The following is a 19,445-nucleotide window of genomic DNA, read 5'->3' on the forward strand; positions in this document are numbered from 1 at the left end:
GATACTAACTTCCCCCTCCTCAATCCGCCGGCGAACCGTGCTGTCGCTCATGCTGTGACGAAAGAAAAGAAGAGTCTCTTTGGGCGAGTAGCCCTGCAGGTATCGGTAATCAACCGCCTGCTTAGCTTCCGGGTCCTGAATCAGCCCCCATGCACGACGGATCTGCTGCGTATAGAACCGGTACCGTTGGTACACCCAACGTTGCTTTTCAATCAAAATGGCTGCATTTGCTGTCTTATCCGCATGCAGATCTTCTTGATCAATACGACGCGCTGATTCTCCATCAATAGCCACCTGCTTTAGCTCTTCTTCGTATTTTTCAAAATCCTTTATAAGTGCAACCATTTTTGTATATTTACCGAGCAGGAATTTTGTCCGCTGGATCTCCTGCTCACTAGCCGTTGGAAAGAGCTCTTCTTGTTCCCAGACCATCGCCATTCCCCTCATTCCCCTTTATATGTTATATTTCAATGAGAGGAAACATTTACCGACTGACCCCCGCGCCCGCCAAGGATTGGGGGTCTTTGCATTACCATTTTAGATATTTGCCCCACCGGCCCTGCCGTGGAGCTGTGATTTGCGAGGCGTACTGGTTCCGTGGAGTAGGAGGCTTTTCCGCCCCGATCCGGCGGATGTGTTCAGAAACCTTCTCCGGCGTCCAAACTTCCCGTTTAAGCCCCTTGTCCAGCATGCGAATCACCTTCCTTGATTTCATTCACGATCGCTCTAAGCTCACGTGCTATTTCTATGCCGACCGGCGTTCCCCAGCGTAGTTGATCGTCTATACGACTTTCTAAGTTCATAATCAGTTGTGCTCGATCAGATCTTAGCTGTTCAATCTCTGTATTTTGCCGCTGGAACCTCGTTTCCTCAGCATGATACAGGCATGCCCAGTGAGCTGCGCATGCGTTAGCCTGGCTGAGTTGTTCCTGCAGGGAGGCAACAAGCCTGGTTAATCGATCAACCTCTGCCCATCCTGCCTGTTCAGAGAGCAACGTTTGTTCAAGAGGATCACGAAGTTCGTTCACAAACGGCCTCCATTCGTGGATGAGCTCGCGTATCTCCTCCACCTGTTTATCCGTAAGCCGTTCACTCATATATGCCCCTCCCAATTCCAAAGCCCTTGCTGCCCCTTGATCGAGACCGGGTCAATCAACCTGACGTTATCCAACTGCCACGCATAGCGCCCTGGTGTGTAATCCCCGAACATATGCTCCATGGGAGAAATCAGATAATCTTGATCCTGAGAATGCAAATAAGCGATCTGTGTGTCATGATCGAACAACCAATCTGAGACGCGCCAGCATTCAACTAAATCAGCTATTGCTATAATGCTCCCGAATTGGAGTGGTGTGATCTCGCGCCATAAATTTGCATAGTCTCTTGCTAATCGCATGCATGTGTCAAAATTCTTCTGTTTACCCGCATGGATTGCTATTGGTCCCCGATAACTCGTTTTCCATCCGCGTGTCTCGAACCGCTTTGCACCTACTGCAATAAGTGATGCCCAAGGTTGATGGATAGTTATGGCTTTCATGCCTGTCCGCCTCCAATCGGCTTAAATTCCCCGATATCCTCGCCATAAGCCCCCTTGTATACTTCTCGATCATGTTCCCAGCAATTACGGCACATTTTCTTTCCGAATGCCGGGTCGAACAGATGAGGGTAGCTCAACTCCGTAGCCGGCTCACCGCACCAGTCACATTCTCTGAATTCAGGCATTGTTTCAAGCCAGGCAAACAAATCTACCCTTAGATTTTCATTATTAGTTGCTTCAGCGTAAGCTTCGAGTGCAGCCCGCGCCGCCGGGTCCTTCACCGGCTTAAGCACAAAGTATTCGCCCTCTGCTTCCTGTCCGGTTTCCCTGTTAATGACCCGGTATTTGTTATATAACCCTTTGTTCTGATCTCCCATCGATCTTCACTTCCCCTTCATTTGGCTTAATAACTCGCAGCATCCGCGGCCCTGGCCCCTTCGAGACGTAACCCTTCTTAACCAGTTGCTCCAACAAGTTAAAGGCAGTCGATGAAGAAAGCAGCCCTAGGTTTTCTCCGATCTCTCGCACAGTTGGAGGATAGCCGTTGCTTGCCACGAATGATTCAATGAACTGCAGCGCCTCAGACTGACGTAGTGTTAGTGGTTTGTTGGTAGTCATATTCCTCTCCTTTTTAGAACTGTGTCATCTGAATTGGCTTGCCCGGCGTGCCAGTTTTCTTACAAGGAGAATTCCAACTGTCCCGCAGCCGGCTTGTACCGCTCAAATGTAAGTTGCCGCCCCGATCCCGTACAAAGCTCCGGAAGGTTCGCCCGGACCAGCGCCTCCGCGAATGGCGGCGGCACAGCATTCCCGCAACGGGCAACCTGGGCGCTTTTGGGATACCGAACACCGTCAGCATCTACGTCGATGATGTAGTTCGGCGGAAATCCCTGCGCCGCAAACAGCTCATGAGGCTCCAGCATCCGCATACCGATGTCAACGATCTGATAATCGACTCCCTCGATGGTGACCAACCCGAACCGGTCCTTGGTTGTAATTGTGTGCAACGGCTCATCCAGATGCTGGCCGTTGTCGGTGGTTCCGTAATATTTGAGCAGGAACGCCCGGACCTCCCCGACATGCATACCGCCAGCTGTGATCGTTGGCATCGGTTCAGTGACCGGCTGGCCGTGCTGACAGGTACCTCGCAGCTTGACCAAGTGCGAGGTAACCAGCCCGTACCTGTTGCTAGTGTCTTGGGTCAACAACGGACGTTTCATCGTTTGCCCCCGGGCGCTGTCGTCATAGGAGTGGTACTGGGTCAAAAAAGCTGCAACCATCCCCAGCGCATGGGCGGCTCCTGCCGGGCGGCTCGCACCTGCGCCGGATGTTACCGTGTGAAGCGGTTCGGATAGCTCATGTCCGGTGGCTCCACCTCGAAACTTGGTGATGTGCGGCATGACCAACAAATGCTCGACTTTGGTCGTAACGGTTGTTAAAGGATTGTTGATCTCATATTGCAGCCTGTCTCGTCCAAAACCCGTTTGCCCGATCCTGGCGATGTATGGTGTCACAACACCCCAGCCATTTTTCGCCGTAACAGTTTGGAGCGGCTCATCAGTACGTTGCCCCCGGAACTGTTCTCCCTGATGATTGACTTTGATCACATACGGAGCGAGGTATGGTCGCGGATTGTCTATCACGAACCGCTGTAACCCCCGGGCGATCCGCCGCAGTGTGTTCTCCGCCAGTGGCTTTTTCCGCTCAAAAATACTCGGACACGGGATTGACCAGTCGATGATCTCCGCTGCCGTCCGCCAAGGCTTAAGCTTTCCGGATTTGACCTCATCGCTCTCTGGATCTCCATGCGTTGGCTCCGGCCATACGATCGGACGGCCATCACAGCGAGCAACGATGAATAGGCGTTTCCGGATGGTAGGCGCGCCGTAATCGCAGGCCCGCAGCTCTCGGCTTTCCACCACATACCCAAGGCTCTCAAGCTGCGATTTCCATTGCTCATAGGTCTGGCCTTTCTTGCTTTTGACAGGGCGGCCCTTCCTAACGGGTCCCCAAGTTTTAAATTCCTCCACATTTTCGAGGATGATTACCCGAGGGCGTACCTTCCCGGCCCATTTGAGCACGATCCACGCAAGGCCCCGGATTTTCTTTTCTACGGGCTTCCCACCCTTAGCCTTACTGAAATGCTTACAGTCCGGAGAAAACCATGCAAGCCCGACCGGCTTCCCCCGTGTCACCTCCCTGGGATCTACATCCCAAACTGATTCGCAATAGTGCTCCGTTTCCGGGTGGTTCGCCCGGTGCATGGCGATCGCTGCAGGGTCATGGTTGATCGCAATATCAACGCTGCGGCCGATCGCCATTTCAATCCCCGTTGAGGCGCCGCCTCCGCCGGCGAAGTTGTCTACTATGATTTCCCTCATTCCCCACCATCCTTCCTGAAATATCGTTTTGCGTCCTCGGCCGCCCGCTGCAGCCGCTTAAACGCCGTTCCGTCATCCTTTAGCACGTCCGGGTGCCGTTGCTTTGCCAGCACCCTGAAACGTTCCTCCACTTCCCCCACGTCTCCCGGGATCGTCTCGAATCCCAACTGCTTGAAATATTCCGGCACCTCCACCGGCGGCGGCAGAAACCGCATGCCCTCGATCCAGTTTTGCAAATCGTACAGCCCGCGCTCAACCAGTCTTGCCAGGTCCTCCAGCGCCAGCACGATCTGTGCAAAGGCGTCGCTACCGTATTTGATGCTCTGACCTTTGGCTTGTGCCTTTTCTACTGAGTGTTCGAATCGGTACAGCTGACCGCGGTATCGGAACTCCACCCAGCCGCCGTGCCGGCTCCAGTCGTAGTTGTAATCCTCAGTACCAAATCGCTCCATGACCTTCGCTAACTTCTTCTCGTAGAACTCAGGACCTGCATATTGTTTACCAGCCATGACAATCCCTCCTTTCTAGCCGAATAAGATCATATGTTTGGTCAAACGGCCGAGCATGGTTCATCCGGATCCATTTCTGCGGGGATGGTCAACTGCTCCGCCCCAAACCCGCAATCCGGGCACCGGTATTTATTCGTGTCCACTTGTTCCATGTCTCGACCACACTCGATACAAACGAGGATCATCCGGTCCGCTCCGGGGCAACCTCCTGGAGTTCAACCTCCACCCGAGGTTCATGCCTATCAATTGCGAAATCATGTGTGATCCGTCTAATATGCTTCCACCCATCATTACCGATGACCCCTGCCTCCTTAAGGCCATCCAAGATGAATTTCTGCCCTGCCATTATGTTGTCTTTGTCGGTTCTACGGTCTCTCCGATACCAAGTGATTGAAATGTCCACTCTCTGACACTCTGGAAGACGTCTCGCGACTAGGGCAACAAGCAGCGTGTTATCCTGCTTCATTTTTCTGTAACCGTTCCAGTGCGTCTTTGCCGCGTCGATGATTTGATTCATCGTCGGTAGTTCGCCGGGAATAACGATTTTCATAGGGCATCCCCTCCCTCTTTTCATCGCCCAGCAGCATGTACACCTCACCGATCTGCCGTCCATCGTCGTCATAGATTAGATCCCAAGGAGTATCCTGAAAAAATGGATCAACACGTCTTCCCTCACTGCGCACGCTTGCCGCCTCCGATCGTGAGCGTTGTCTCGAATTCCTTCATGCCCTCCTTGATTTCGGCCGGCGGCGTCGCCGGAAATTTATCCAGCAGTTCGGGAAGGTCTGGCCAGCGCCCGGCGCGCATGTAGACGTGCCTCATGTACTCGTAGACGCTCCATTTACTCCACGGCCCGCTCATGCGCCCCACCGGAGCCGCCTAACCTGCCCCTTTTCCTTGCCCACTATCACCAGTTGACTACCATCATCCCGTTCTACCAGCCAGCTATCAGGTTTAAGTTTTTGCCTAGCCATTTCGATCTTTTGCTTACGTGTCGGCTTTTTAAGTTGCACCCCTGTCCTCCCCTCACGCCCAGCGGCGTTTATCAATATCTGGCACTTGTTGATTCGGCGGCTGCGGCCCCGGATCGCTATGTCCGCGTTCGTAATTGACGAACTTGTTGTAGTTTTTCAGGAATACCAGCTCCACGGTACCAACCGGGCCGTTCCGCTGCTTTGCGATGATGATCTCGATGATGTTCTTCTTCTTGGTTTCTGCGTTGTAGTAATCGTCCCGGTACAAGAAAGCCACAATGTCGGCGTCCTGCTCGATCGCACCGGACTCCCGGAGGTCAGACATCATCGGGCGCTTGTCCTGCCGCTGCTCGACGTTGCGGCTCAGCTGGGACAAGGCAATCACCGGAACATCCAGCTCCCTGGCAAGGTGTTTCAGCGTTCGTGATATCTCCGACACTTCCTGCTGGCGGTTCTCCGCCCCCCGGCCACGGCCTGTGCTGGCAATCAGCTGCAGGTAATCAATCACGATCAGCCCGAGTCCTTGCTGTTTCTTTAGCCGCCGGCATTTGGCGCGTATTTCATGAACCGTAATGCCTGGCGTATCGTCAATTAAGAGGTTGGTCGCACCAAGAACGCCGGCAGCGTTGGCTAATTTGGACCAGTCGGACTCCTTCAAATCTCCGAAACGCATCACATTTGCATCCATGTTTCCTTCAGCACAGATCATCCGCTGCACCAATTGAGGCGCGGACATCTCCAAGCTAAAGATTGCAACCGGCTCCTTACTCCGGACCGCGACATTCTGGGCAACATTCAGCGCGAATGCCGTCTTACCTACAGAAGGCCGGGCCGCGACAATGATGAGATCGCTGTTTTGGAGACCTCCAAGCATTTTGTCCAGATCGGTAAATCCCGTCTGAATCCCCGTGACCGTCCCGTTCTTGTACGCCTCTGCTTTGCTCTCCGTCGTTTCGATGACTTCAACGATGACATCATCGATCCGTTTGAAATCTTGCGGTGGTGCGGCCTGGTCCGTCAGCTTCGCTGTAGCAACCTGCATCTCCGATAAGAGCGCCTGCACATCTTCACCGGACGTTGCTGCAGCAATCTGCGTCTGAGCGGTGTGGATGATCTCCCGAAGCAGATGTTTGTTTTTCACCGCAGAGACGTAACTCTCGATGTTTTCCGCGGTCGGGACCGAATGCGCTAGCCGCGATAGGTAAGTCACGCCACCGATATCCTCCAGCTCACCGTTATCCTTAAGCCGCGAGGTCAATGTCACCAGATCGATGGGATCGCCATCGTTGGCGAGCTCCAGCATTCGTCTGAAGATGATTTGGTGCCCGGCGTGATAAAAGACTTCCGGCTGTAAGCCGTCCACGTGCTCAATCACTTCCGGCTTGATGAGTACAGCCCCGAGAACTGAGCATTCAGCCGCCAGATCGTGAGGTAGGTCAGTTAATCGGTCGGCCCAGTTTTGCATATACGGCCTCCTTCCACCCCGGCGGAGGTGGGCAAGCGTTCTTCGCAGCTTCCTCCCGCGCCGCAAAATATTCGTATGTCGCCGCCTTCAACCGGTCCCGTTCGATCTGCTCACCTAGTCTCCCACGAATGTGCGGTATTCCTGGCGTTACAGTCTCCGTTTTGATGTGCTGATGAATATTCTGCCAGGCCATATCAGTCGGGAAGTCTTTGAGATATTGCTCATGGTCTTCTTTGATTTTTTCAACGGATGCGTCAAAGAACGGATAGTGCTTTTTTATATGCTTGTATAGCTCAGCAACTTCAATGAGCTTCACGTCTTCGTTCCTCCTCGATAAATCGATCAACTTCATCGATCTGCTCCTGTTGTTTGGATCTTCGGCCCCGCTGTGGAGAGGGTCCAAGGGCGACCGGGCGGTTCGGCCACGCGCCATCGGTTATGGATTCATCCACCTGCGATTTGCTCCACTCGTCGAAGCAGCGAGGGATGCAATAGGCCATGTTGCGAATCTTGTCCCAACCGTGCTTGGGCTTGTACTCTGCAAACGACTTGTCAATGCTCCGCTTAACTATGTCCAGCGGTATCCCCGTAGCAACCATCTTCTTGATCTCTTCGAAGTCTGCGACGCTGACATTCAGACCTTGGCCTCGCCTCATGCAGAAATAATCCTCAACCTCTCGAGCAAGTTTCAAGATGGTTTCTGGGTCAGTAATAACAGCAGCATTGTTTATCTCTGTAATATCTTTATTAGATCGGAAGTTTTCTTCCGGGTGATCGGAAGATTCCTGCCGATCTCTATTGGTCAGATCGGAAGAATGTTGCCGATCTCCTTCGGTAGAGTGGAAGTTTTCTTCCGGTCTGTTTTTGAATTTTTTGGAGTTCCGGACCGAAAAAATGAGTCCGTATGGCGCCCTGGTGACTTTTATGTACTGGTTTTCTTCGAGCGTTTTAATCCATGACCGGATCGTCCGGTCCGATACCCCAAACTCATCTTCCAATTCGCTAATCTTGACCGGCTTGTTCCCGAGGACGATCCCCCAGACTGTTCCGTCCTTTTCCTTCTCGGATGTCGTGGAGCTGATGCACCAAAGGAACAGCCAGATCGCTGAACCTATTTTTTTGTAATGTCTATGTTCCAAGATTCCTGAATACATCGGAAAAGGATAACTGCCTTCGGGCATTCGCTCATCCCCTAAACTCGCTTTCTATCATCTCGCAGATAAACGATGGGGTATTTGGCTCGCAAAACCGTCCATCCCGGGTAAGTACGGGCGAAGTAAGCCTTCGTCTCCCGTTGGAACGCTTCCGGATCCGACTTCATAAGTCGCCAGATCCGGTCGCCCATCATACTCTGGAGAAGTTTTTTCTGGTCGTCGATCATCGTTTCGCCACCATCACCATCTTGCCGGTGATCTCCTGAATCTCACGCTTAAACCTCTCGGCATCTGAGTTGCCGTCAGATAAATGCAGCAGCCAGATCTCTTCAACCCTGCTGATGTCGTTGGCCTTTAAAAATCCTTTGACGTGCTCCAGGCCGAAATGAGACCGTAAAAGCCGCTTCTTCTGTGCTGGATGCAATTGCCCGGCAGCTACGCGCTGATTCACGATATCAAGCGAGTAATTGCATTCCACCATGATGTGCGTCAAGCCAGCAAAGCGGTAACGGCAATAGTAGGTGTCCGTCAGGAATACCAGTTTGTCGCCAGCTGTGTTAGTCAATAGGAAGCCCAGTGGCTCCTCAACGTCGTGCTGGATATCAAACGGGAGAATCGACCAGGTGCCGATCGTGACCGGCTGCAGCGCCTTGATGATCTTCAGCCTGTGGCCGGCGAGCTGCCGGGCATCGGCGGTGCCTTGGCTGCAGTAAATGTTAATCCCGGCCCGCATGAGGTCCGGAGCTGCCTTGCTATGGTCAAGGTGTTCATGGGTGATCAGGCAGCCGTCAATGTCCTGCAGGCGAAAGTTCAAGGCCCGTTGTAGCTGCTTATAAGGGAAACCGGCCTCCAGCAGGAGAGCGGTGTGACCGTCCGTGATCCGGTAGGCGTTGCCCGCACTGCTGGAGCCAAGGCATTGGATATCGATCATTAGAAATCCGGCCCTTCGGTACCGGTCGGAGGAATATCTTCATCTCCGATCTCAAAATTCAATTCGCCCTGACCGACCAACTCCTCATCAGGTTTGGTCGGTTCTGGCTCCGGTTCAGAAGATGCAGGAGGCGTAATGTCGATGACCTTCTTGTTGGCATTGGCGTTGATTTCACGCTCAACCTCTGCCTCCGCAAAGTCGCTTTCCATCTGTTTCAGCCGTAGGTAGTCGTCGTCGATCTTTTGGCTGTCGATAGTGATGTCGTTAAATGCTGCCCGGTACACAGTCTTCCAACACATTTTCTCGTACCAGCCGTCAACTTTTTCGGTCCCTACTTTCTTACCGCTCTCCCACTTGTCCTTTTCTCCTCCCCAAAACTCGGGGCTGGCATGATCGGGCTTCCGCTTTTCGATCTCTTTGATCGTCATCATCACCAGTTTGTTTTTTTCAGGTGTCTTCGTGTACGAGTGAAAGTAGAAGCCGCCAAGTATCGTTCCGCGATCAAACGGGTTTCTGATCTCAAATTCGTACCCTTCGTATGGATGATTTGCATCCTTTTTGATTGGAACGAAGTAATCATTGGAGTAAACCAGTTCAACCGTTACATGATCCGGAACATCCAGACCATATTTGACTGCTTTAAGTTCAAGCCCCCGATATCCCTCGATAAAAACAATGTCGTATTTGCCGGTATTGTTGTTTTTGAAGGGAATCAAGTTGATGTGGTTCGGCTGTGAAGGATCAAACCCGATTCTCGCGCAGGCCACTACATCTCTGGCCAACTTGTCCATATTCACATTCGCCCAGGTCACCGGCAGTGGGTCGCGGTACTTCTCCGATTTCTTCATACGCTTCTCTTCAGCAGCCTTTAATACCGCATCTAGCGCGATAAAGTAATTCTGGGCCAGTCGCTTCTGGAAATTTGTCAATGCAACTTCCCCGACACTGGAACCAAACTCGGCAATTACCTTGGCCATAAAGCGTTCAGACTGCGTTGGCTCCTTCTTGGCAAGCGCTCCTTGATTTTGGGTTGTCAATTAAATCGCCTCCTGATAGGTGTGATTTTGGGTTACAATTCGGAGCTTTTTATCAGGCTCAGAAACGATCAACCGGATCACTTGGGCATCCGTGTCGATCAGTTGTGTTACAGCTTCGGCATTGTCAATAAAGATTGGGGCTGTAAATCCGTAGTGCTCCGAGAGTGTGTTAATGATGTCCATACCCACGTTGATCCGCGCCGCATTGTTAAGCCCTCCGTCGTACGGTACTCCGTTGTAAAGCGTGTCGCAGACTTCATTCAATCCACCGTCGATCTGTTCCTTAAACAACCGGAAACGAGCATACTTAAATTTGGAATTGATTTTAGAGTCCAGCAGAGCCACCTTAGATCGAGTGAACTCTTCCGTCAGGAAAAGTTCCTCCTGCAGGCGTTCGTATTCAGCTGCAAGACTTTTCTCCTGTGCTTCGAGCTGCGCGATACGCTTCTCCGCGTTTTTGTAGGCATCCAGCTTAAATCTGTCTCGTTCCAGATCGCGGAGTCGACTTTCCAGATCGGAAATTTCTCCCGACAGTCGAGATACTTCCCCTTGAGCGGATTCTTTGAGCCGAGCGATTTCGTCTTGAATCGCTGCTTTCTCGCGAAGAAGTTCTTGGTACCCGGGATCAGATTTCGGGTCCTGGATGCCTGACCGGAGCTGATCAAGCTCTTGCTCGGCAGCGGCCAGTTTGCTTTGAAAATCGGCCAGTTTATCGTTAATCCCTTCAATTTCTTGACTCAGCCGCTCATTTTCGGATTGTAAACGGATAGTCTCTTCTTTAGCTGCCTTGCCGCGGATGTTGATTTGTTCAAGCCGCTGGGCTTTATCCCGATTGAACGCAGCCTCTGCCTTCGCGTGAGCTTCTTGGATTTGCTCTGCCGGAAGAGTTTGGCCGCAGGCTGGACAGTAATCGTCATGGTGATGTCCTTCAAATACCTTGCTGTTTACTTCCGTCCATTCGGCGCGGAGTCGTTCCGCCTCACGAGTCTTCAAATCGATGTTCTGTTCATTCTGCTTGATCTGATACCGTTTGTTATCAATTTGCCGACGTAGCGAGTCATAATCCTTTTGAATTAAGCTAACCTCGTTACGCTTGGATGCTACTTGATCAAGGACCGCCGACTGCAGCCGGCTTTGAATAGCCAGAAGTTCACTCTCAATCTCCCGGATCCTCTTCTCCTTCACAGCCGTCTCGCCGCCGTGCTGGATGCGAAGCATTTCTTCTTCCTTCGTCTTGATGGTGGAACGGAGTTGGGCGATCTGGCCATCTAACAGTCTTTCATCCAAACCGGCAATATCCGGCTGGCTCCGCTGAGCTTCGTCAATTCGATCCGGGATGCGATCAATCTCCTTGTTGATTTCTTTGCAGCGATTTTTAACATATTCCTTATGCTTCTCAATATCCAAATCACCCAGGATCGCCGGAAGCCGGTTAAGTTTCGAATTGGAATGAATGACTTCGGCATCCGTTACATCGCCGCAGATTTCGAGCAATACCTTCCGACGCTCTTCCTTTTTAAGCTGTTCGTTAAAAAACGATGGACTGGTCAGTAGGCGGAAAAGGTCTTCTTTAATGATGGAATCCACTTCCGCTTGGTACTCGGATTGTTTCACGGGCACGCCATCGATGTAATAATCTGTGGTGTGTCCCTCGAAAGAATCCACAACCGATCCACGTTTCTTTGTCCATTTTTCGGAGTACACCCGCCGGAATGTCCGGCGGCGGCCATTAACCAAGAGATCCGCTTCCACTTCATGCTCCAGCTTGTGACGCTTTACCTTCCCTGTGGAATCCAGCTCCTTGATTTCGAACTTTTGCTCCGATCGATTTGCGCTGTCCTTACCAAATAGCAGCCAAGTAAATGCGTCGAAAATGGTCGTTTTTCCCGTCCCGTTATCCCCGTAAACTTCAACATTTCCGCCATACGTAGTAAGGACAAACTCTCTGAAACCTTTGAAATTACGAAGCGTTAATCGCTCCAAGATGATCTGGTTCAAGCTATTTCCTCCTCTATCGATTGATTGATTTCATGATTTAAAATGGCTTGTTGGTCTGGCGTCTCCGGATAACGGATGCCATCTAGATAAGTCCGTAGGGCATATTCGATCTCAGCGAGTTGATCGTCATTCGCTTCGATTTCTACGGCTCCATGAACCCCCTTGATCAGTAGTACCGCCGGTGTATAAGTCATCCTTGGTTGTACCTTTGTTTCAAGGGAACCTCCAGTAACATCCAAACGGATCTCGGCATCCAAGTTGATCCCTCCTCTTGTCGGTTTCGCCCCGATCTGCTACGATAAGGACAAGGTAAATAATCAAGTACCTGACACGACCCGTTGCCGCGGGTCGTTTTCTTTTTCATCGTGGACAGCGATTGTCTTCCAGTCCACGATGACCGGGCAGTTCTCGATGCTGGCGATAAGATTGCCGTTTTCGTCAAGCACATGGAATTCTGAAAAAACACCGTTATCGTGCTCGTAACCGACTTGCTTGATCTCAATGACCTCTCGACCGTCGATCTCCGTACCGACTTCAAAGATACGGGTTGGGTTGCTTACCACCGTCAGCCGATGAATCACCTGCATGGCTTGTCCTCCTCTCATTTGGATTGATGCGTCAGCCGCATCTCTCGACGCCGAACGGAGAAAGGTTATGAAAACCGTCCGACGCCGGGAGACGGGGCCGAAGCCCTGTCTATTCCTTGCTATTCAAACTCTTCTCTAGCCGCCCATTCAGATACGCCGTCTTGATCAGGTGAGCGACCGTGCCGCTCGTTTCCTTCTCCCAGGTGTTGAGCCACTCAATTGTCCGCAGCTCCTTGTCCGTCAACTTGCGGCCAATCAGGCGTTCAATGTTATCCTGGTTGATCACGCCGTTTCCTCCTTGCGTTTCCGGCGTTCATCAGATAAAATATACGGCAAGAGACTCATTAGACGTGATCTCAACCGAAGCGTCCGGCCTGCCCGCCGGGCGTTTTTTTGTGCTTTCAGATCGGACTTGTGCAAGCGGATCATCATTTCGAGATACTCGATGTTGCTCTGCAGCTTGTCCGGCAATACAATTTCCGGGTTACGCTGGATCGTCCGGAGATTCCGCGCCGCATTTCTAGCAACAAATCTCACTTCTTCTTCCAAGGTCATATTTGTTTGCATCTACGTTCCCTCATTTCAAATATTTTTTGGCTTTCAATTCCGCCCTGTGCTCTCGCCAGGCTCCAAAGTAAGAGAAGCAATACTCCCGGCATAAGACCGTCACATAATGCATCAGTGCTGTTATGGCCTCAATGCTCTCCATAATTGCTGCTTTGATCTTTTGCAGGTCTTGCTGCCCCATTTGCTCACGTGTTTTAGTAATGGGGGCCTGCTTCAAAGCCTCTTTGGCCTCGCCGATCTCTTCCAATACCTTGATATGAACGCTCGTTCTATGTAGGTCTACATTGTTTAGCCACGGGACAAAAGCCCCGTCCGTAATCTCACCTGCAGCTGCGATATAAAGTCTGCCGTCATCATAATGCTGCGCAGTCGCTTTCATCACCGGCTCCGTCGGCTTCCGACTCCCTTTGATGATTTTGCCTATAAGGGATCCATCTACGTGAGCCGCTTTACCTGCCTTCGCCAGGGTATCCCCCGTTTGATCAAGCACCTCTTCCAGTGCTTGTGGAAAATGTCCAACTGCCAAGTTCCATATGCCTCCTTTGTCCAATTAAGTGTGGTGATTTTGGACAGGGGGCCGTTGTACTATGAAATTGTGAGAAACAACATCCCCCCTTGTCATCCCCTCATCCGCCGGCGGCCGGTACCGCCCCGGCGGGTTTCTTCTATCCTCTTCAATCCGTCCCGCGCATCCCGAAGGATCCGCTTACGTTCCAATTGCGATAAAGCTTCCGGGTTAACCGAGTAGTGTGGTAGCGATACAACCAGAGCTTCTTCCATTGATATTCCCTTTACAGTCACCCGCGTCACGATCGCGGCGATTAGTCCAGATCGCGAAGTTTGGCGCATCCATTTTAATCGCATCCTCATCACCTCCGAGACTTAAGCCATTCGTAAAACTCCCATTTCAGACAGCGAATGGACTCTCCCTTCTTACGTGCTCCGTCCAAATGCGGGAAAGTCGGATCCTTAGCTGCAAAGCTCAATGTGGTCTTCGACCAACCCATCAATTCGAGGATGTGCTTTGATTGAAGAACCTCCGGGTACTGCGATGATTGTAGCTCACGCAGTTCCTTCTCCAGTTTCTCGTTACGCTCGGCCAACTCCGCGGCCAGTCTCAAAGCATCCGCCAATGTAGAAGGTGTTTTTAGTGCTCTTGCCATGATCTCCCTCCTATTCGAATCTAGCGAGGACGTAGCGGCTACGACTTGGTTCGTGGCTCACATAGTTGAGCTTCCAACCTTCAGATAGAAGCCGATTGACTTCATCTGGGTCACGAGTTTCCCGGATCTCTTTAATGTCATATAGACTGTATTCCAAGTTGATTCCTCCTTCGTGTTGTACCTCCTAATTTCTGCTAAAATGAGGTTGTCCAGATCACATCGCAGAAAGGAGGTGAATTCTATGACTAAAGATGAAATTGCTAAAGAATTGACTCTTTCTATCGTCAATCGATTGAAAACAACAGACCACACGAATAGCGAACAGTACAACAAATCGCTGGCTACTGAAGTCGGCCACGCTTACATCATCATTCGTCAGGCTGTTGAATCCGCTGAGAATGTTCAAACAGAAAGCTTCTACGAAATCGCATCAAAGATCAGAAGCATTTTCAATTAACCTTTGGCTCTGCTGTTTTTATCAATTCTGCAGTTGCTCTGATTACCTCCGGCAAGATTCGCAACTCTTCGCTGGAGGTTCCATTCACACAACGCTCCTGAATCCAATCCATTAGAACACTGGCTGTTATTGATGCTTTGCTCTTAATATCCACCAACCCCACCTCCTTCCCTATGATGGTCGTGGTTGGTTAGACAACTTCCTTCTGCTCAAGTTCTATATTTTGTTCTTTAAAGGAACATTTTTCATTAAAAAAAAGTTCCCACTGAAAATTTAATACTCTTGCGATTGATTTCGCCGCCTTCACAGATGGAGTTTTAAGACCATTCTCAATGTTTGTGTAGTAACTGCGAGAAAGCTTTGCTCCATCCGCGACTTGCTCATGAGTGAAGCCTGCGTTTTCTCTTAGTTTTTTGAGCCAAGTTCTCATCAGATCACCTCCATGTTCCTTTAAGTAACTTTGTAATTTAATAATATGTTACTAACGGGAACGTGTCAATACTTTTTGTGTCTTTTAGGAACATTTATTTTAAGTTTCTTTCAGGAACATTATAATTAAGCTATCTTTGATAAGTTGGTGTTGATATTATGGAGATTTTTGCAAAAAGGCTTAAAGCTGAAAGGGAAGCTCTTAAGAGGAAAGATCCGAAATGGACTCAAGAATATGTTGCTGATCTCCTCGGTATTGCCCGACCTACATATACTGCGTACGAAAACGGAACAAAACAACCTCCTATGGAAACCTTAAATAGGCTAGCAGACATATTTGATGTAGACACTGATTATTTGCACGGTAGATCGATGATACGCAAAAAGCCTGAGGCTCCTGAACTTTCTTTTTTTGGCGGCCCCGAAAAATACACTCCCGACGAAATAGCCGAAATGGAAGCTGCCTTGGAAAGATACCGTGAAATGAAACGAAGAGCTGCCGAAGCTGCTTCAAAGGAAAAGGACTCTCATAAATAGCAATTACCTCAGCCGATGAGGAAAAGTCGGAGGATATAAAATGTCAAAATTGCAAGCCTTATTATTTGAGAGGGTCAATAAACGTGAAGTTATAGATTTTGTCGAAGGTGTTAACGGACTAATTGCAGTTACAGCAAACACAGTTTATCTCGTTCGTGGTTCTTTTTTGGAGAAGAAGGTTGTAAAAACATACGCTATTAAGAGTATTTCTTCAATTGAGATTCGAAAACCAAATTTGATTACAAACGGCCATTTTCAAATTATTGCAAGCGGCAGCGGTGATAGAACAAAACGTTACAGTACAGCATTTGACTATGCTAAGGACGAAAATACTGTCATGATACGTTCAAATTACGAACACTTTCTGCGTATCGAACAATTGATTTATAAACAACGAGATAAAGCTGATCATGTTACAGAGATAATCGCACCAGTTGCTGTAGCTAAAGAAGACGATGATGTCTTCTCAAAAATAGAAAAACTTGCTTCGCTAAAAGAACGAAATCTAATTTCAGCTGAAGAGTACGAGAAAAAGAAAGCTGAGCTTCTTTCACAAATATAACAGCAAGTCCCCCAGCCGATGGGGATTATTATCTATGGTGGCGAAAAATATGAAGAAGTGCCCTTATTGTGCAGAAGAGATTCAGGATGAAGCGATAAAATGTAAGCACTGTGGTAGTGATTTAACTAATCCGACGGAAAGAGGGCCTGTAGAAACTGATGTTGGCCGGATGATCAAAAGTAGTCAAAAAACAGCTCGTGCTGTCATTCTCTACCCTCTTTTGATTATTGTCATCATTATTTCAATCATTGCCTTAAGTAAGTAGCATTTCCGAGCCCAAGGGGCTCTTATTTTCCACCAACAAACCGAACATACATTCTTTTGAAGGAGGATATTCCCATGATCCGAATCGGTGTATTCAATGGAGCCGGAAGCCGAGACAACCCCCAACCGATCATCATCAAATCAGAAGGGGCTGCGCCCAATCCAAGCATCGTAAGCTACATCGCATCGAAGAAGGACAAGCCCAAAGATAAGAACTCATAACTTTATTAACAAGCCGGAAACGGCTTTTCTTTAGCAACAAAAACCGAACATACATTCCTGCACCAGAGGTGATCGTTTGTGAAATTTTCCCATTATCACGAAACCGTGCTTGAACAATGGATTTATGAATATTATCAATTGAATCATATAGAGACACCAAAAGATCTCAATATCGTTCGAATTGCTGAAATATTCGGCGTCGAAGTCCACTTTGATTCCTGCAAATCCTTTTCGGATAATCGTGAAGGTGTCATTATCCTGGATGAACGGGAGAGCCCAGCCCGCATCCGTATGATTTTCTTTCATGAGCTTTGTCATGTGCTCCGACATGTCGGTGATCAACGGAAGATGCCGGAGCTATTTCGTGAGGCTCAGGAAGCTGAGGCAAATGCCTTTCTTCTCTATGCTTCAATGCCTTTCTACATGATTGAAAAGCTTAGCTTACCAGTGTATCAGAACGATGCCATAACCTACCTAGCATCAACCTTCGACGTACCCTTGAAACTGGCAAAGGAACGTCTGGAGCAAGTCCAGCGACGCGAATTTCAAGGTATCCTGATGGCGGCCGCAAAGCAACACGGTCTTAAAAAGTACAACGAGTCTACTGACACACCACCGCCTGAAACAAAAATTTACGCTTATTATGATCCAACCGGTGAATTCGACGCTCCATCGCAATTGATTGTGGAAGTAGATCCTGAGACGCTATTCAACCACGAGGAGATCACATTTTCTCCGGACGGACCATTCGAACGGATCGAAGAGAACCAGCTGGAGGTATTTGATGACAGCAAACCGGTGCTTTTCGCCGACATGACCGTACGGGACGACAAAATAGGCGTACGACTGAGTAATTTGGCTGCAAGATATCGGAATGCAGTACATAAGTTTGTGATTCAGATGAAAGAGATCGAGGAAGTCCTGCACTTCCATGGGGCGTTTTAGGAGGAAATTATGAAAGGTCACGTTTATCAAAGAGGAAAAACCTATACCTATGTGATTGATTTGCCGCCAAATCCGCTGACTGGTGAGCGGAGGCAAAAATCAAAAGGCGGGTTCAAAACTGAGAAGGAAGCTTGGACAGCATGCCACCTGAAGATCGCTGAAATCGAAAAAGGGCAGCACGTGGATGAATCGAAAATCACCGTTCGAGAATACCTTCAGGAATATCTGGAGACGCATGCTAAGCCTAACTTCAAACCGACGTCTTACGACACGGAGAAGACGATCATCGAAGCACGTATTATCCCGGCACTGGGTAAGATCCGTCTCCAGGCGCTCACTCCGCGGGCAATCAAAGCTTTTTACGCGGAATTGCGGAAGACATACTCAAAGGAATACGTGAAAAATATACACGGCGTGCTCAAGAGAGCGCTGCGCCTCGCATATACCGAATCAGGATTGTTAAGTGAGGATATTATGAGTAAGGTTTCCATGCGAAGCAAGGTCAATGCAAATGAACAGAAGGAAATGCAGTTTTGGTCCGTCGAAGAGTTTACCAAGTTCCTGGAATCTTCGAAAGGTCATGTTCATTATATTGTTTTTTCTCTGGCCATCTACACGGGAATGCGACGAGGTGAAATTCTCGGACTTCGCTGGAAGGATATCGACTTTGAAAACAGAGAACTCAAGGTCATACAGACAGCCAACTGGACGCGCTCAGGGCTCGTTATTCAGCGTCCAAAGACAAACAACTCCATCCGTAGGGTAAAACTATTCCAAGCCGTCATAGACGACCTGCAGGAGCGATATGAGCAGGTTCAAAAGCTAAAAGCGGAGTATGGCGATGCTTACGAGGATAACGACCTTGTTTGCTGTTACCCTTCTGGAGGTTACATTAAGCCAAAACGGATTACGGAAGGAATGGAAGTGCTCGTCCGGAAAGCTGGCGTTAAGAAGATACGTTTCCACGACCTTCGTCATACTCACGCGTCATTCCTTCTCAAAATCGGCATCAATCCCAAAGTAGCTGCAGAGCGTCTCGGTATGACCCCGGCAATGTTCAACGAGCGATACTCTCACCTGCTCCCCACGATGCAAGACGAAGCTGTAGATCGTATCGAAGCCGAGCTCAAGAAACACACCGTAAAATCTGAAACTTCTCCGGAAATTTAAGCTGTCGTTAGCAAATGCGTTAGCAAATCGAAATTTCCGGTCATTTTTGATCGATTATCGGACAACTCTATCAATACCAAACAAAGCAAAAACCCCTTGCGCAGCAAGGGGTTTCGCACTTATGGGCCCTACAGGACTCGAACCTGTGACCAATCGGTTATGAGCCGACCGCTCTAACCAACTGAGCTAAGGGCCCGGGAGAACTTGGATTGCGGGGGCAGGATTTGAACCTGCGGCCTTCGGGTTATGAGCCCGACGAGCTACCGGGCTGCTCCACCCCGCGTCATTAAATTGGCGACAATCAATAATATACACGATTCTCGCAGGGCACGTCAAGTCTAAGATTATGGAATAAATCGCACGCCGTATTTGCCCTTGCGCGATCGGAAAATTTCGATTTGCCGCATATCATCAAAACCATAGATCCAACCGTCTTGCTCCAACCGCCGGGCGAGACATCCCGCTTGGAATTTCGTTCGATACAGTTTATTGAAGTATACCCAACGCATGATTGTTTCGTCCATCCTTTCGTGAATTAGAGCAAATTGTTCATGTC

34 protein-coding genes and 2 tRNA genes are annotated in these 19,445 nt (G+C 49.6%); 7 read left to right on the forward strand and 29 right to left on the reverse strand.

Going from position 1 to position 19,445, the window contains the following annotated elements; genetic code table 11:
* The 24 genes from RW092_RS03415 to RW092_RS03525 form a co-directional block, all read right to left on the reverse strand.
* Positions 1 to 438: hypothetical protein (locus RW092_RS03415; protein ID WP_316009534.1), on the reverse strand; the 438-nt coding region annotated here is incomplete at its 3' end.
* A 233-nt stretch (positions 439 to 671) separates the two neighbouring features.
* Entirely contained in the window at positions 672 to 1,097 is a 426-nt protein-coding gene (locus tag RW092_RS03420) for a hypothetical protein (RefSeq protein ID WP_316009535.1), read from the reverse strand.
* Positions 1,094 to 1,537, reverse strand: a complete 444-nt coding sequence (locus RW092_RS03425) for an ASCH domain-containing protein (protein ID WP_316009536.1) — start codon at positions 1,535 to 1,537, stop codon at positions 1,094 to 1,096. Before RW092_RS03425 ends, RW092_RS03420 begins: the two co-directional genes overlap by 4 nt.
* The gene (locus RW092_RS03430; protein WP_316009537.1) at positions 1,534 to 1,914 is read right to left on the reverse strand and encodes a hypothetical protein; all 381 of its coding nucleotides are present in this window, start codon (positions 1,912 to 1,914) and stop codon (positions 1,534 to 1,536) included. Before RW092_RS03430 ends, RW092_RS03425 begins: the two co-directional genes overlap by 4 nt.
* Positions 1,886 to 2,155 carry a LexA family protein gene (locus RW092_RS03435; protein WP_316009538.1) on the reverse strand — a complete coding sequence of 90 codons (270 nt, stop codon included), beginning with the start codon at positions 2,153 to 2,155 and terminating at the stop codon, positions 1,886 to 1,888. Before RW092_RS03435 ends, RW092_RS03430 begins: the two co-directional genes overlap by 29 nt.
* A gap of 59 nt (positions 2,156 to 2,214) precedes the next feature.
* Positions 2,215 to 3,918: a DNA cytosine methyltransferase gene (locus RW092_RS03440; protein WP_316009539.1), complete on the reverse strand. Its 1,704-nt coding sequence runs from the start codon at positions 3,916 to 3,918 to the stop codon at positions 2,215 to 2,217.
* Entirely contained in the window at positions 3,915 to 4,427 is a 513-nt protein-coding gene (locus RW092_RS03445) for a hypothetical protein (RefSeq protein WP_316009540.1), read from the reverse strand. Before RW092_RS03445 ends, RW092_RS03440 begins: the two co-directional genes overlap by 4 nt.
* Before the next feature lie 181 nt (positions 4,428 to 4,608).
* Positions 4,609 to 4,977 (reverse strand): RusA family crossover junction endodeoxyribonuclease, encoded by a 369-nt coding sequence (locus RW092_RS03450; protein WP_316009541.1) that lies wholly within the window; start codon positions 4,975 to 4,977, stop codon positions 4,609 to 4,611.
* 122 nt (positions 4,978 to 5,099) lie between these two features.
* Complete coding sequence (locus RW092_RS03455; protein ID WP_316009542.1) at positions 5,100 to 5,288, reverse strand: hypothetical protein; 189 nt, start codon at positions 5,286 to 5,288, stop codon at positions 5,100 to 5,102.
* Positions 5,285 to 5,440, reverse strand: coding sequence for a DUF6906 family protein (locus RW092_RS23760; protein ID WP_410055507.1), 156 nt, complete (start codon positions 5,438 to 5,440; stop codon positions 5,285 to 5,287). Before RW092_RS23760 ends, RW092_RS03455 begins: the two co-directional genes overlap by 4 nt.
* Before the next feature lie 13 nt (positions 5,441 to 5,453).
* Positions 5,454 to 6,866 (reverse strand): replicative DNA helicase, encoded by a 1,413-nt coding sequence (dnaB, locus tag RW092_RS03460; protein WP_316009543.1) that lies wholly within the window; start codon positions 6,864 to 6,866, stop codon positions 5,454 to 5,456.
* Positions 6,838 to 7,182: a hypothetical protein gene (locus RW092_RS03465; RefSeq protein WP_316009544.1), complete on the reverse strand. Its 345-nt coding sequence runs from the start codon at positions 7,180 to 7,182 to the stop codon at positions 6,838 to 6,840. The genes dnaB and RW092_RS03465 overlap by 29 nt, the downstream gene beginning before the upstream one ends.
* Positions 7,169 to 8,005, reverse strand: coding sequence for an HTH domain-containing protein (locus RW092_RS03470; RefSeq protein ID WP_316009545.1), 837 nt, complete (start codon positions 8,003 to 8,005; stop codon positions 7,169 to 7,171). Before RW092_RS03470 ends, RW092_RS03465 begins: the two co-directional genes overlap by 14 nt.
* Positions 8,006 to 8,058: 53 nt before the next feature.
* A complete protein-coding gene (locus tag RW092_RS03475) occupies positions 8,059 to 8,247 on the reverse strand; it encodes a hypothetical protein (protein WP_316009546.1) in 189 nt (62 codons plus the stop codon).
* Entirely contained in the window at positions 8,244 to 8,951 is a 708-nt protein-coding gene (locus RW092_RS03480) for an MBL fold metallo-hydrolase (protein ID WP_316009547.1), read from the reverse strand. The genes RW092_RS03475 and RW092_RS03480 overlap by 4 nt, the downstream gene beginning before the upstream one ends.
* Positions 8,951 to 9,988: a recombinase RecT gene (locus RW092_RS03485; RefSeq protein WP_316009548.1), complete on the reverse strand. Its 1,038-nt coding sequence runs from the start codon at positions 9,986 to 9,988 to the stop codon at positions 8,951 to 8,953. The genes RW092_RS03480 and RW092_RS03485 overlap by 1 nt, the downstream gene beginning before the upstream one ends.
* The gene (locus RW092_RS03490; RefSeq protein WP_316009549.1) at positions 9,989 to 11,986 is read right to left on the reverse strand and encodes an AAA family ATPase; all 1,998 of its coding nucleotides are present in this window, start codon (positions 11,984 to 11,986) and stop codon (positions 9,989 to 9,991) included.
* Positions 11,983 to 12,243 carry a hypothetical protein gene (locus tag RW092_RS03495; protein WP_316009550.1) on the reverse strand — a complete coding sequence of 87 codons (261 nt, stop codon included), beginning with the start codon at positions 12,241 to 12,243 and terminating at the stop codon, positions 11,983 to 11,985. Before RW092_RS03495 ends, RW092_RS03490 begins: the two co-directional genes overlap by 4 nt.
* Positions 12,244 to 12,303: 60 nt before the next feature.
* A complete protein-coding gene (locus RW092_RS03500; RefSeq protein ID WP_316009551.1) occupies positions 12,304 to 12,573 on the reverse strand; it encodes a hypothetical protein in 270 nt (89 codons plus the stop codon).
* Positions 12,574 to 12,682: 109 nt separating this feature from the next.
* Positions 12,683 to 12,859, reverse strand: coding sequence for a hypothetical protein (locus RW092_RS03505; RefSeq protein WP_316009552.1), 177 nt, complete (start codon positions 12,857 to 12,859; stop codon positions 12,683 to 12,685).
* Complete coding sequence (locus RW092_RS03510) at positions 12,856 to 13,140, reverse strand: hypothetical protein (protein WP_316009553.1); 285 nt, start codon at positions 13,138 to 13,140, stop codon at positions 12,856 to 12,858. The genes RW092_RS03505 and RW092_RS03510 overlap by 4 nt, the downstream gene beginning before the upstream one ends.
* A 10-nt stretch (positions 13,141 to 13,150) precedes the next feature.
* Positions 13,151 to 13,666 (reverse strand): XRE family transcriptional regulator, encoded by a 516-nt coding sequence (locus RW092_RS03515; RefSeq protein ID WP_316009554.1) that lies wholly within the window; start codon positions 13,664 to 13,666, stop codon positions 13,151 to 13,153.
* A gap of 92 nt (positions 13,667 to 13,758) precedes the next feature.
* Complete coding sequence (locus RW092_RS03520) at positions 13,759 to 14,004, reverse strand: hypothetical protein (RefSeq protein ID WP_316009555.1); 246 nt, start codon at positions 14,002 to 14,004, stop codon at positions 13,759 to 13,761.
* A 5-nt stretch (positions 14,005 to 14,009) separates the two neighbouring features.
* Complete coding sequence (locus RW092_RS03525; RefSeq protein ID WP_316009556.1) at positions 14,010 to 14,303, reverse strand: hypothetical protein; 294 nt, start codon at positions 14,301 to 14,303, stop codon at positions 14,010 to 14,012.
* Between the two features lie 241 nt (positions 14,304 to 14,544).
* On the opposite strand from RW092_RS03525, the gene RW092_RS03530 reads away from it, so the two are divergent.
* On the forward strand, positions 14,545 to 14,760 hold the full coding sequence (locus tag RW092_RS03530) for a hypothetical protein (protein WP_316009557.1): 216 nt from the start codon (positions 14,545 to 14,547) through the stop codon (positions 14,758 to 14,760).
* Here the strand turns inward: RW092_RS03530 and RW092_RS03535 are convergent.
* Positions 14,753 to 14,914 (reverse strand): hypothetical protein, encoded by a 162-nt coding sequence (locus tag RW092_RS03535; RefSeq protein ID WP_316009558.1) that lies wholly within the window; start codon positions 14,912 to 14,914, stop codon positions 14,753 to 14,755. The two genes, RW092_RS03530 and RW092_RS03535, sit on opposite strands and share 8 nt — an antisense overlap.
* Positions 14,915 to 14,950: 36 nt before the next feature.
* Positions 14,951 to 15,190, reverse strand: a complete 240-nt coding sequence (locus RW092_RS03540; protein ID WP_316009559.1) for a helix-turn-helix transcriptional regulator — start codon at positions 15,188 to 15,190, stop codon at positions 14,951 to 14,953.
* A 158-nt stretch (positions 15,191 to 15,348) separates the two neighbouring features.
* On the opposite strand from RW092_RS03540, the gene RW092_RS03545 reads away from it, so the two are divergent.
* From RW092_RS03545 to RW092_RS03570, 6 genes are all read left to right on the forward strand, one after another.
* Positions 15,349 to 15,726 carry a helix-turn-helix domain-containing protein gene (locus tag RW092_RS03545; RefSeq protein WP_316009560.1) on the forward strand — a complete coding sequence of 126 codons (378 nt, stop codon included), beginning with the start codon at positions 15,349 to 15,351 and terminating at the stop codon, positions 15,724 to 15,726.
* 40 nt (positions 15,727 to 15,766) lie between these two features.
* Positions 15,767 to 16,288 (forward strand): SHOCT domain-containing protein, encoded by a 522-nt coding sequence (locus tag RW092_RS03550; protein WP_316009561.1) that lies wholly within the window; start codon positions 15,767 to 15,769, stop codon positions 16,286 to 16,288.
* Positions 16,289 to 16,322: 34 nt separating this feature from the next.
* Entirely contained in the window at positions 16,323 to 16,553 is a 231-nt protein-coding gene (locus tag RW092_RS03555) for a zinc ribbon domain-containing protein (protein WP_316009562.1), read from the forward strand.
* A gap of 74 nt (positions 16,554 to 16,627) precedes the next feature.
* The gene (locus RW092_RS03560; protein ID WP_316009563.1) at positions 16,628 to 16,774 is read left to right on the forward strand and encodes a hypothetical protein; all 147 of its coding nucleotides are present in this window, start codon (positions 16,628 to 16,630) and stop codon (positions 16,772 to 16,774) included.
* Positions 16,775 to 16,852: 78 nt separating this feature from the next.
* Positions 16,853 to 17,719, forward strand: a complete 867-nt coding sequence (locus RW092_RS03565; RefSeq protein WP_316009564.1) for an ImmA/IrrE family metallo-endopeptidase — start codon at positions 16,853 to 16,855, stop codon at positions 17,717 to 17,719.
* Between the two features lie 9 nt (positions 17,720 to 17,728).
* Complete coding sequence (locus RW092_RS03570; RefSeq protein ID WP_316009565.1) at positions 17,729 to 18,889, forward strand: site-specific integrase; 1,161 nt, start codon at positions 17,729 to 17,731, stop codon at positions 18,887 to 18,889.
* Positions 18,890 to 19,011: 122 nt separating this feature from the next.
* On the opposite strand, the gene RW092_RS03575 is transcribed toward RW092_RS03570, so the two are convergent.
* From RW092_RS03575 to RW092_RS03585, 3 genes are all read right to left on the reverse strand, one after another.
* Positions 19,012 to 19,085 (reverse strand) — tRNA-Ile (locus tag RW092_RS03575).
* Positions 19,086 to 19,098: 13 nt separating this feature from the next.
* Positions 19,099 to 19,172 (reverse strand) — tRNA-Met (locus RW092_RS03580).
* A 61-nt stretch (positions 19,173 to 19,233) separates the two neighbouring features.
* Positions 19,234 to 19,413: a hypothetical protein gene (locus RW092_RS03585; RefSeq protein WP_139817567.1), complete on the reverse strand. Its 180-nt coding sequence runs from the start codon at positions 19,411 to 19,413 to the stop codon at positions 19,234 to 19,236.
* Between the last annotated feature and the right edge of the window lie 32 nt (positions 19,414 to 19,445).

It is taken from the genome of Paenibacillus sp. 3LSP, assembly GCF_032465655.1.
Lineage (GTDB): Bacteria > Bacillota > Bacilli > Paenibacillales > Paenibacillaceae > Fontibacillus > Fontibacillus barengoltzii.

Excerpts from the sequence above, each read along its gene's own strand:
- RW092_RS03540 (WP_316009559.1), bottom strand. The coding sequence starts at position 15,190 with ATGAGAACTTGGCTCAAAAAACTAAGAGAAAACGCAGGCTTCACTCAT.
- RW092_RS03585 (WP_139817567.1), bottom strand. The coding sequence starts at position 19,413 with ATGGACGAAACAATCATGCGTTGGGTATACTTCAATAAACTGTATCGA.
- RW092_RS03425 (WP_316009536.1), bottom strand. The coding sequence starts at position 1,537 with ATGAAAGCCATAACTATCCATCAACCTTGGGCATCACTTATTGCAGTA.
- RW092_RS03435 (WP_316009538.1), bottom strand. The coding sequence starts at position 2,155 with ATGACTACCAACAAACCACTAACACTACGTCAGTCTGAGGCGCTGCAG.
- RW092_RS03520 (WP_316009555.1), bottom strand. The coding sequence starts at position 14,004 with ATGCGATTAAAATGGATGCGCCAAACTTCGCGATCTGGACTAATCGCC.
- RW092_RS03430 (WP_316009537.1), bottom strand. The coding sequence starts at position 1,914 with ATGGGAGATCAGAACAAAGGGTTATATAACAAATACCGGGTCATTAAC.
- RW092_RS03475 (WP_316009546.1), bottom strand. The coding sequence starts at position 8,247 with ATGATCGACGACCAGAAAAAACTTCTCCAGAGTATGATGGGCGACCGG.
- RW092_RS03560 (WP_316009563.1), top strand. The coding sequence starts at position 16,628 with ATGATCCGAATCGGTGTATTCAATGGAGCCGGAAGCCGAGACAACCCC.
- RW092_RS03445 (WP_316009540.1), bottom strand. The coding sequence starts at position 4,427 with ATGGCTGGTAAACAATATGCAGGTCCTGAGTTCTACGAGAAGAAGTTA.
- dnaB (WP_316009543.1), bottom strand. The coding sequence starts at position 6,866 with ATGCAAAACTGGGCCGACCGATTAACTGACCTACCTCACGATCTGGCG.
- RW092_RS03550 (WP_316009561.1), top strand. The coding sequence starts at position 15,767 with ATGTCAAAATTGCAAGCCTTATTATTTGAGAGGGTCAATAAACGTGAA.
- RW092_RS03440 (WP_316009539.1), bottom strand. The coding sequence starts at position 3,918 with ATGAGGGAAATCATAGTAGACAACTTCGCCGGCGGAGGCGGCGCCTCA.
- RW092_RS03455 (WP_316009542.1), bottom strand. The coding sequence starts at position 5,288 with ATGAGCGGGCCGTGGAGTAAATGGAGCGTCTACGAGTACATGAGGCAC.
- RW092_RS03480 (WP_316009547.1), bottom strand. The coding sequence starts at position 8,951 with ATGATCGATATCCAATGCCTTGGCTCCAGCAGTGCGGGCAACGCCTAC.
- RW092_RS03545 (WP_316009560.1), top strand. The coding sequence starts at position 15,349 with ATGGAGATTTTTGCAAAAAGGCTTAAAGCTGAAAGGGAAGCTCTTAAG.
- RW092_RS03555 (WP_316009562.1), top strand. The coding sequence starts at position 16,323 with ATGGTGGCGAAAAATATGAAGAAGTGCCCTTATTGTGCAGAAGAGATT.
- RW092_RS03500 (WP_316009551.1), bottom strand. The coding sequence starts at position 12,573 with ATGCAGGTGATTCATCGGCTGACGGTGGTAAGCAACCCAACCCGTATC.
- RW092_RS03510 (WP_316009553.1), bottom strand. The coding sequence starts at position 13,140 with ATGCAAACAAATATGACCTTGGAAGAAGAAGTGAGATTTGTTGCTAGA.
- RW092_RS03420 (WP_316009535.1), bottom strand. The coding sequence starts at position 1,097 with ATGAGTGAACGGCTTACGGATAAACAGGTGGAGGAGATACGCGAGCTC.
- RW092_RS03570 (WP_316009565.1), top strand. The coding sequence starts at position 17,729 with ATGAAAGGTCACGTTTATCAAAGAGGAAAAACCTATACCTATGTGATT.
- RW092_RS03525 (WP_316009556.1), bottom strand. The coding sequence starts at position 14,303 with ATGGCAAGAGCACTAAAAACACCTTCTACATTGGCGGATGCTTTGAGA.
- RW092_RS03450 (WP_316009541.1), bottom strand. The coding sequence starts at position 4,977 with ATGAAAATCGTTATTCCCGGCGAACTACCGACGATGAATCAAATCATC.
- RW092_RS03530 (WP_316009557.1), top strand. The coding sequence starts at position 14,545 with ATGACTAAAGATGAAATTGCTAAAGAATTGACTCTTTCTATCGTCAAT.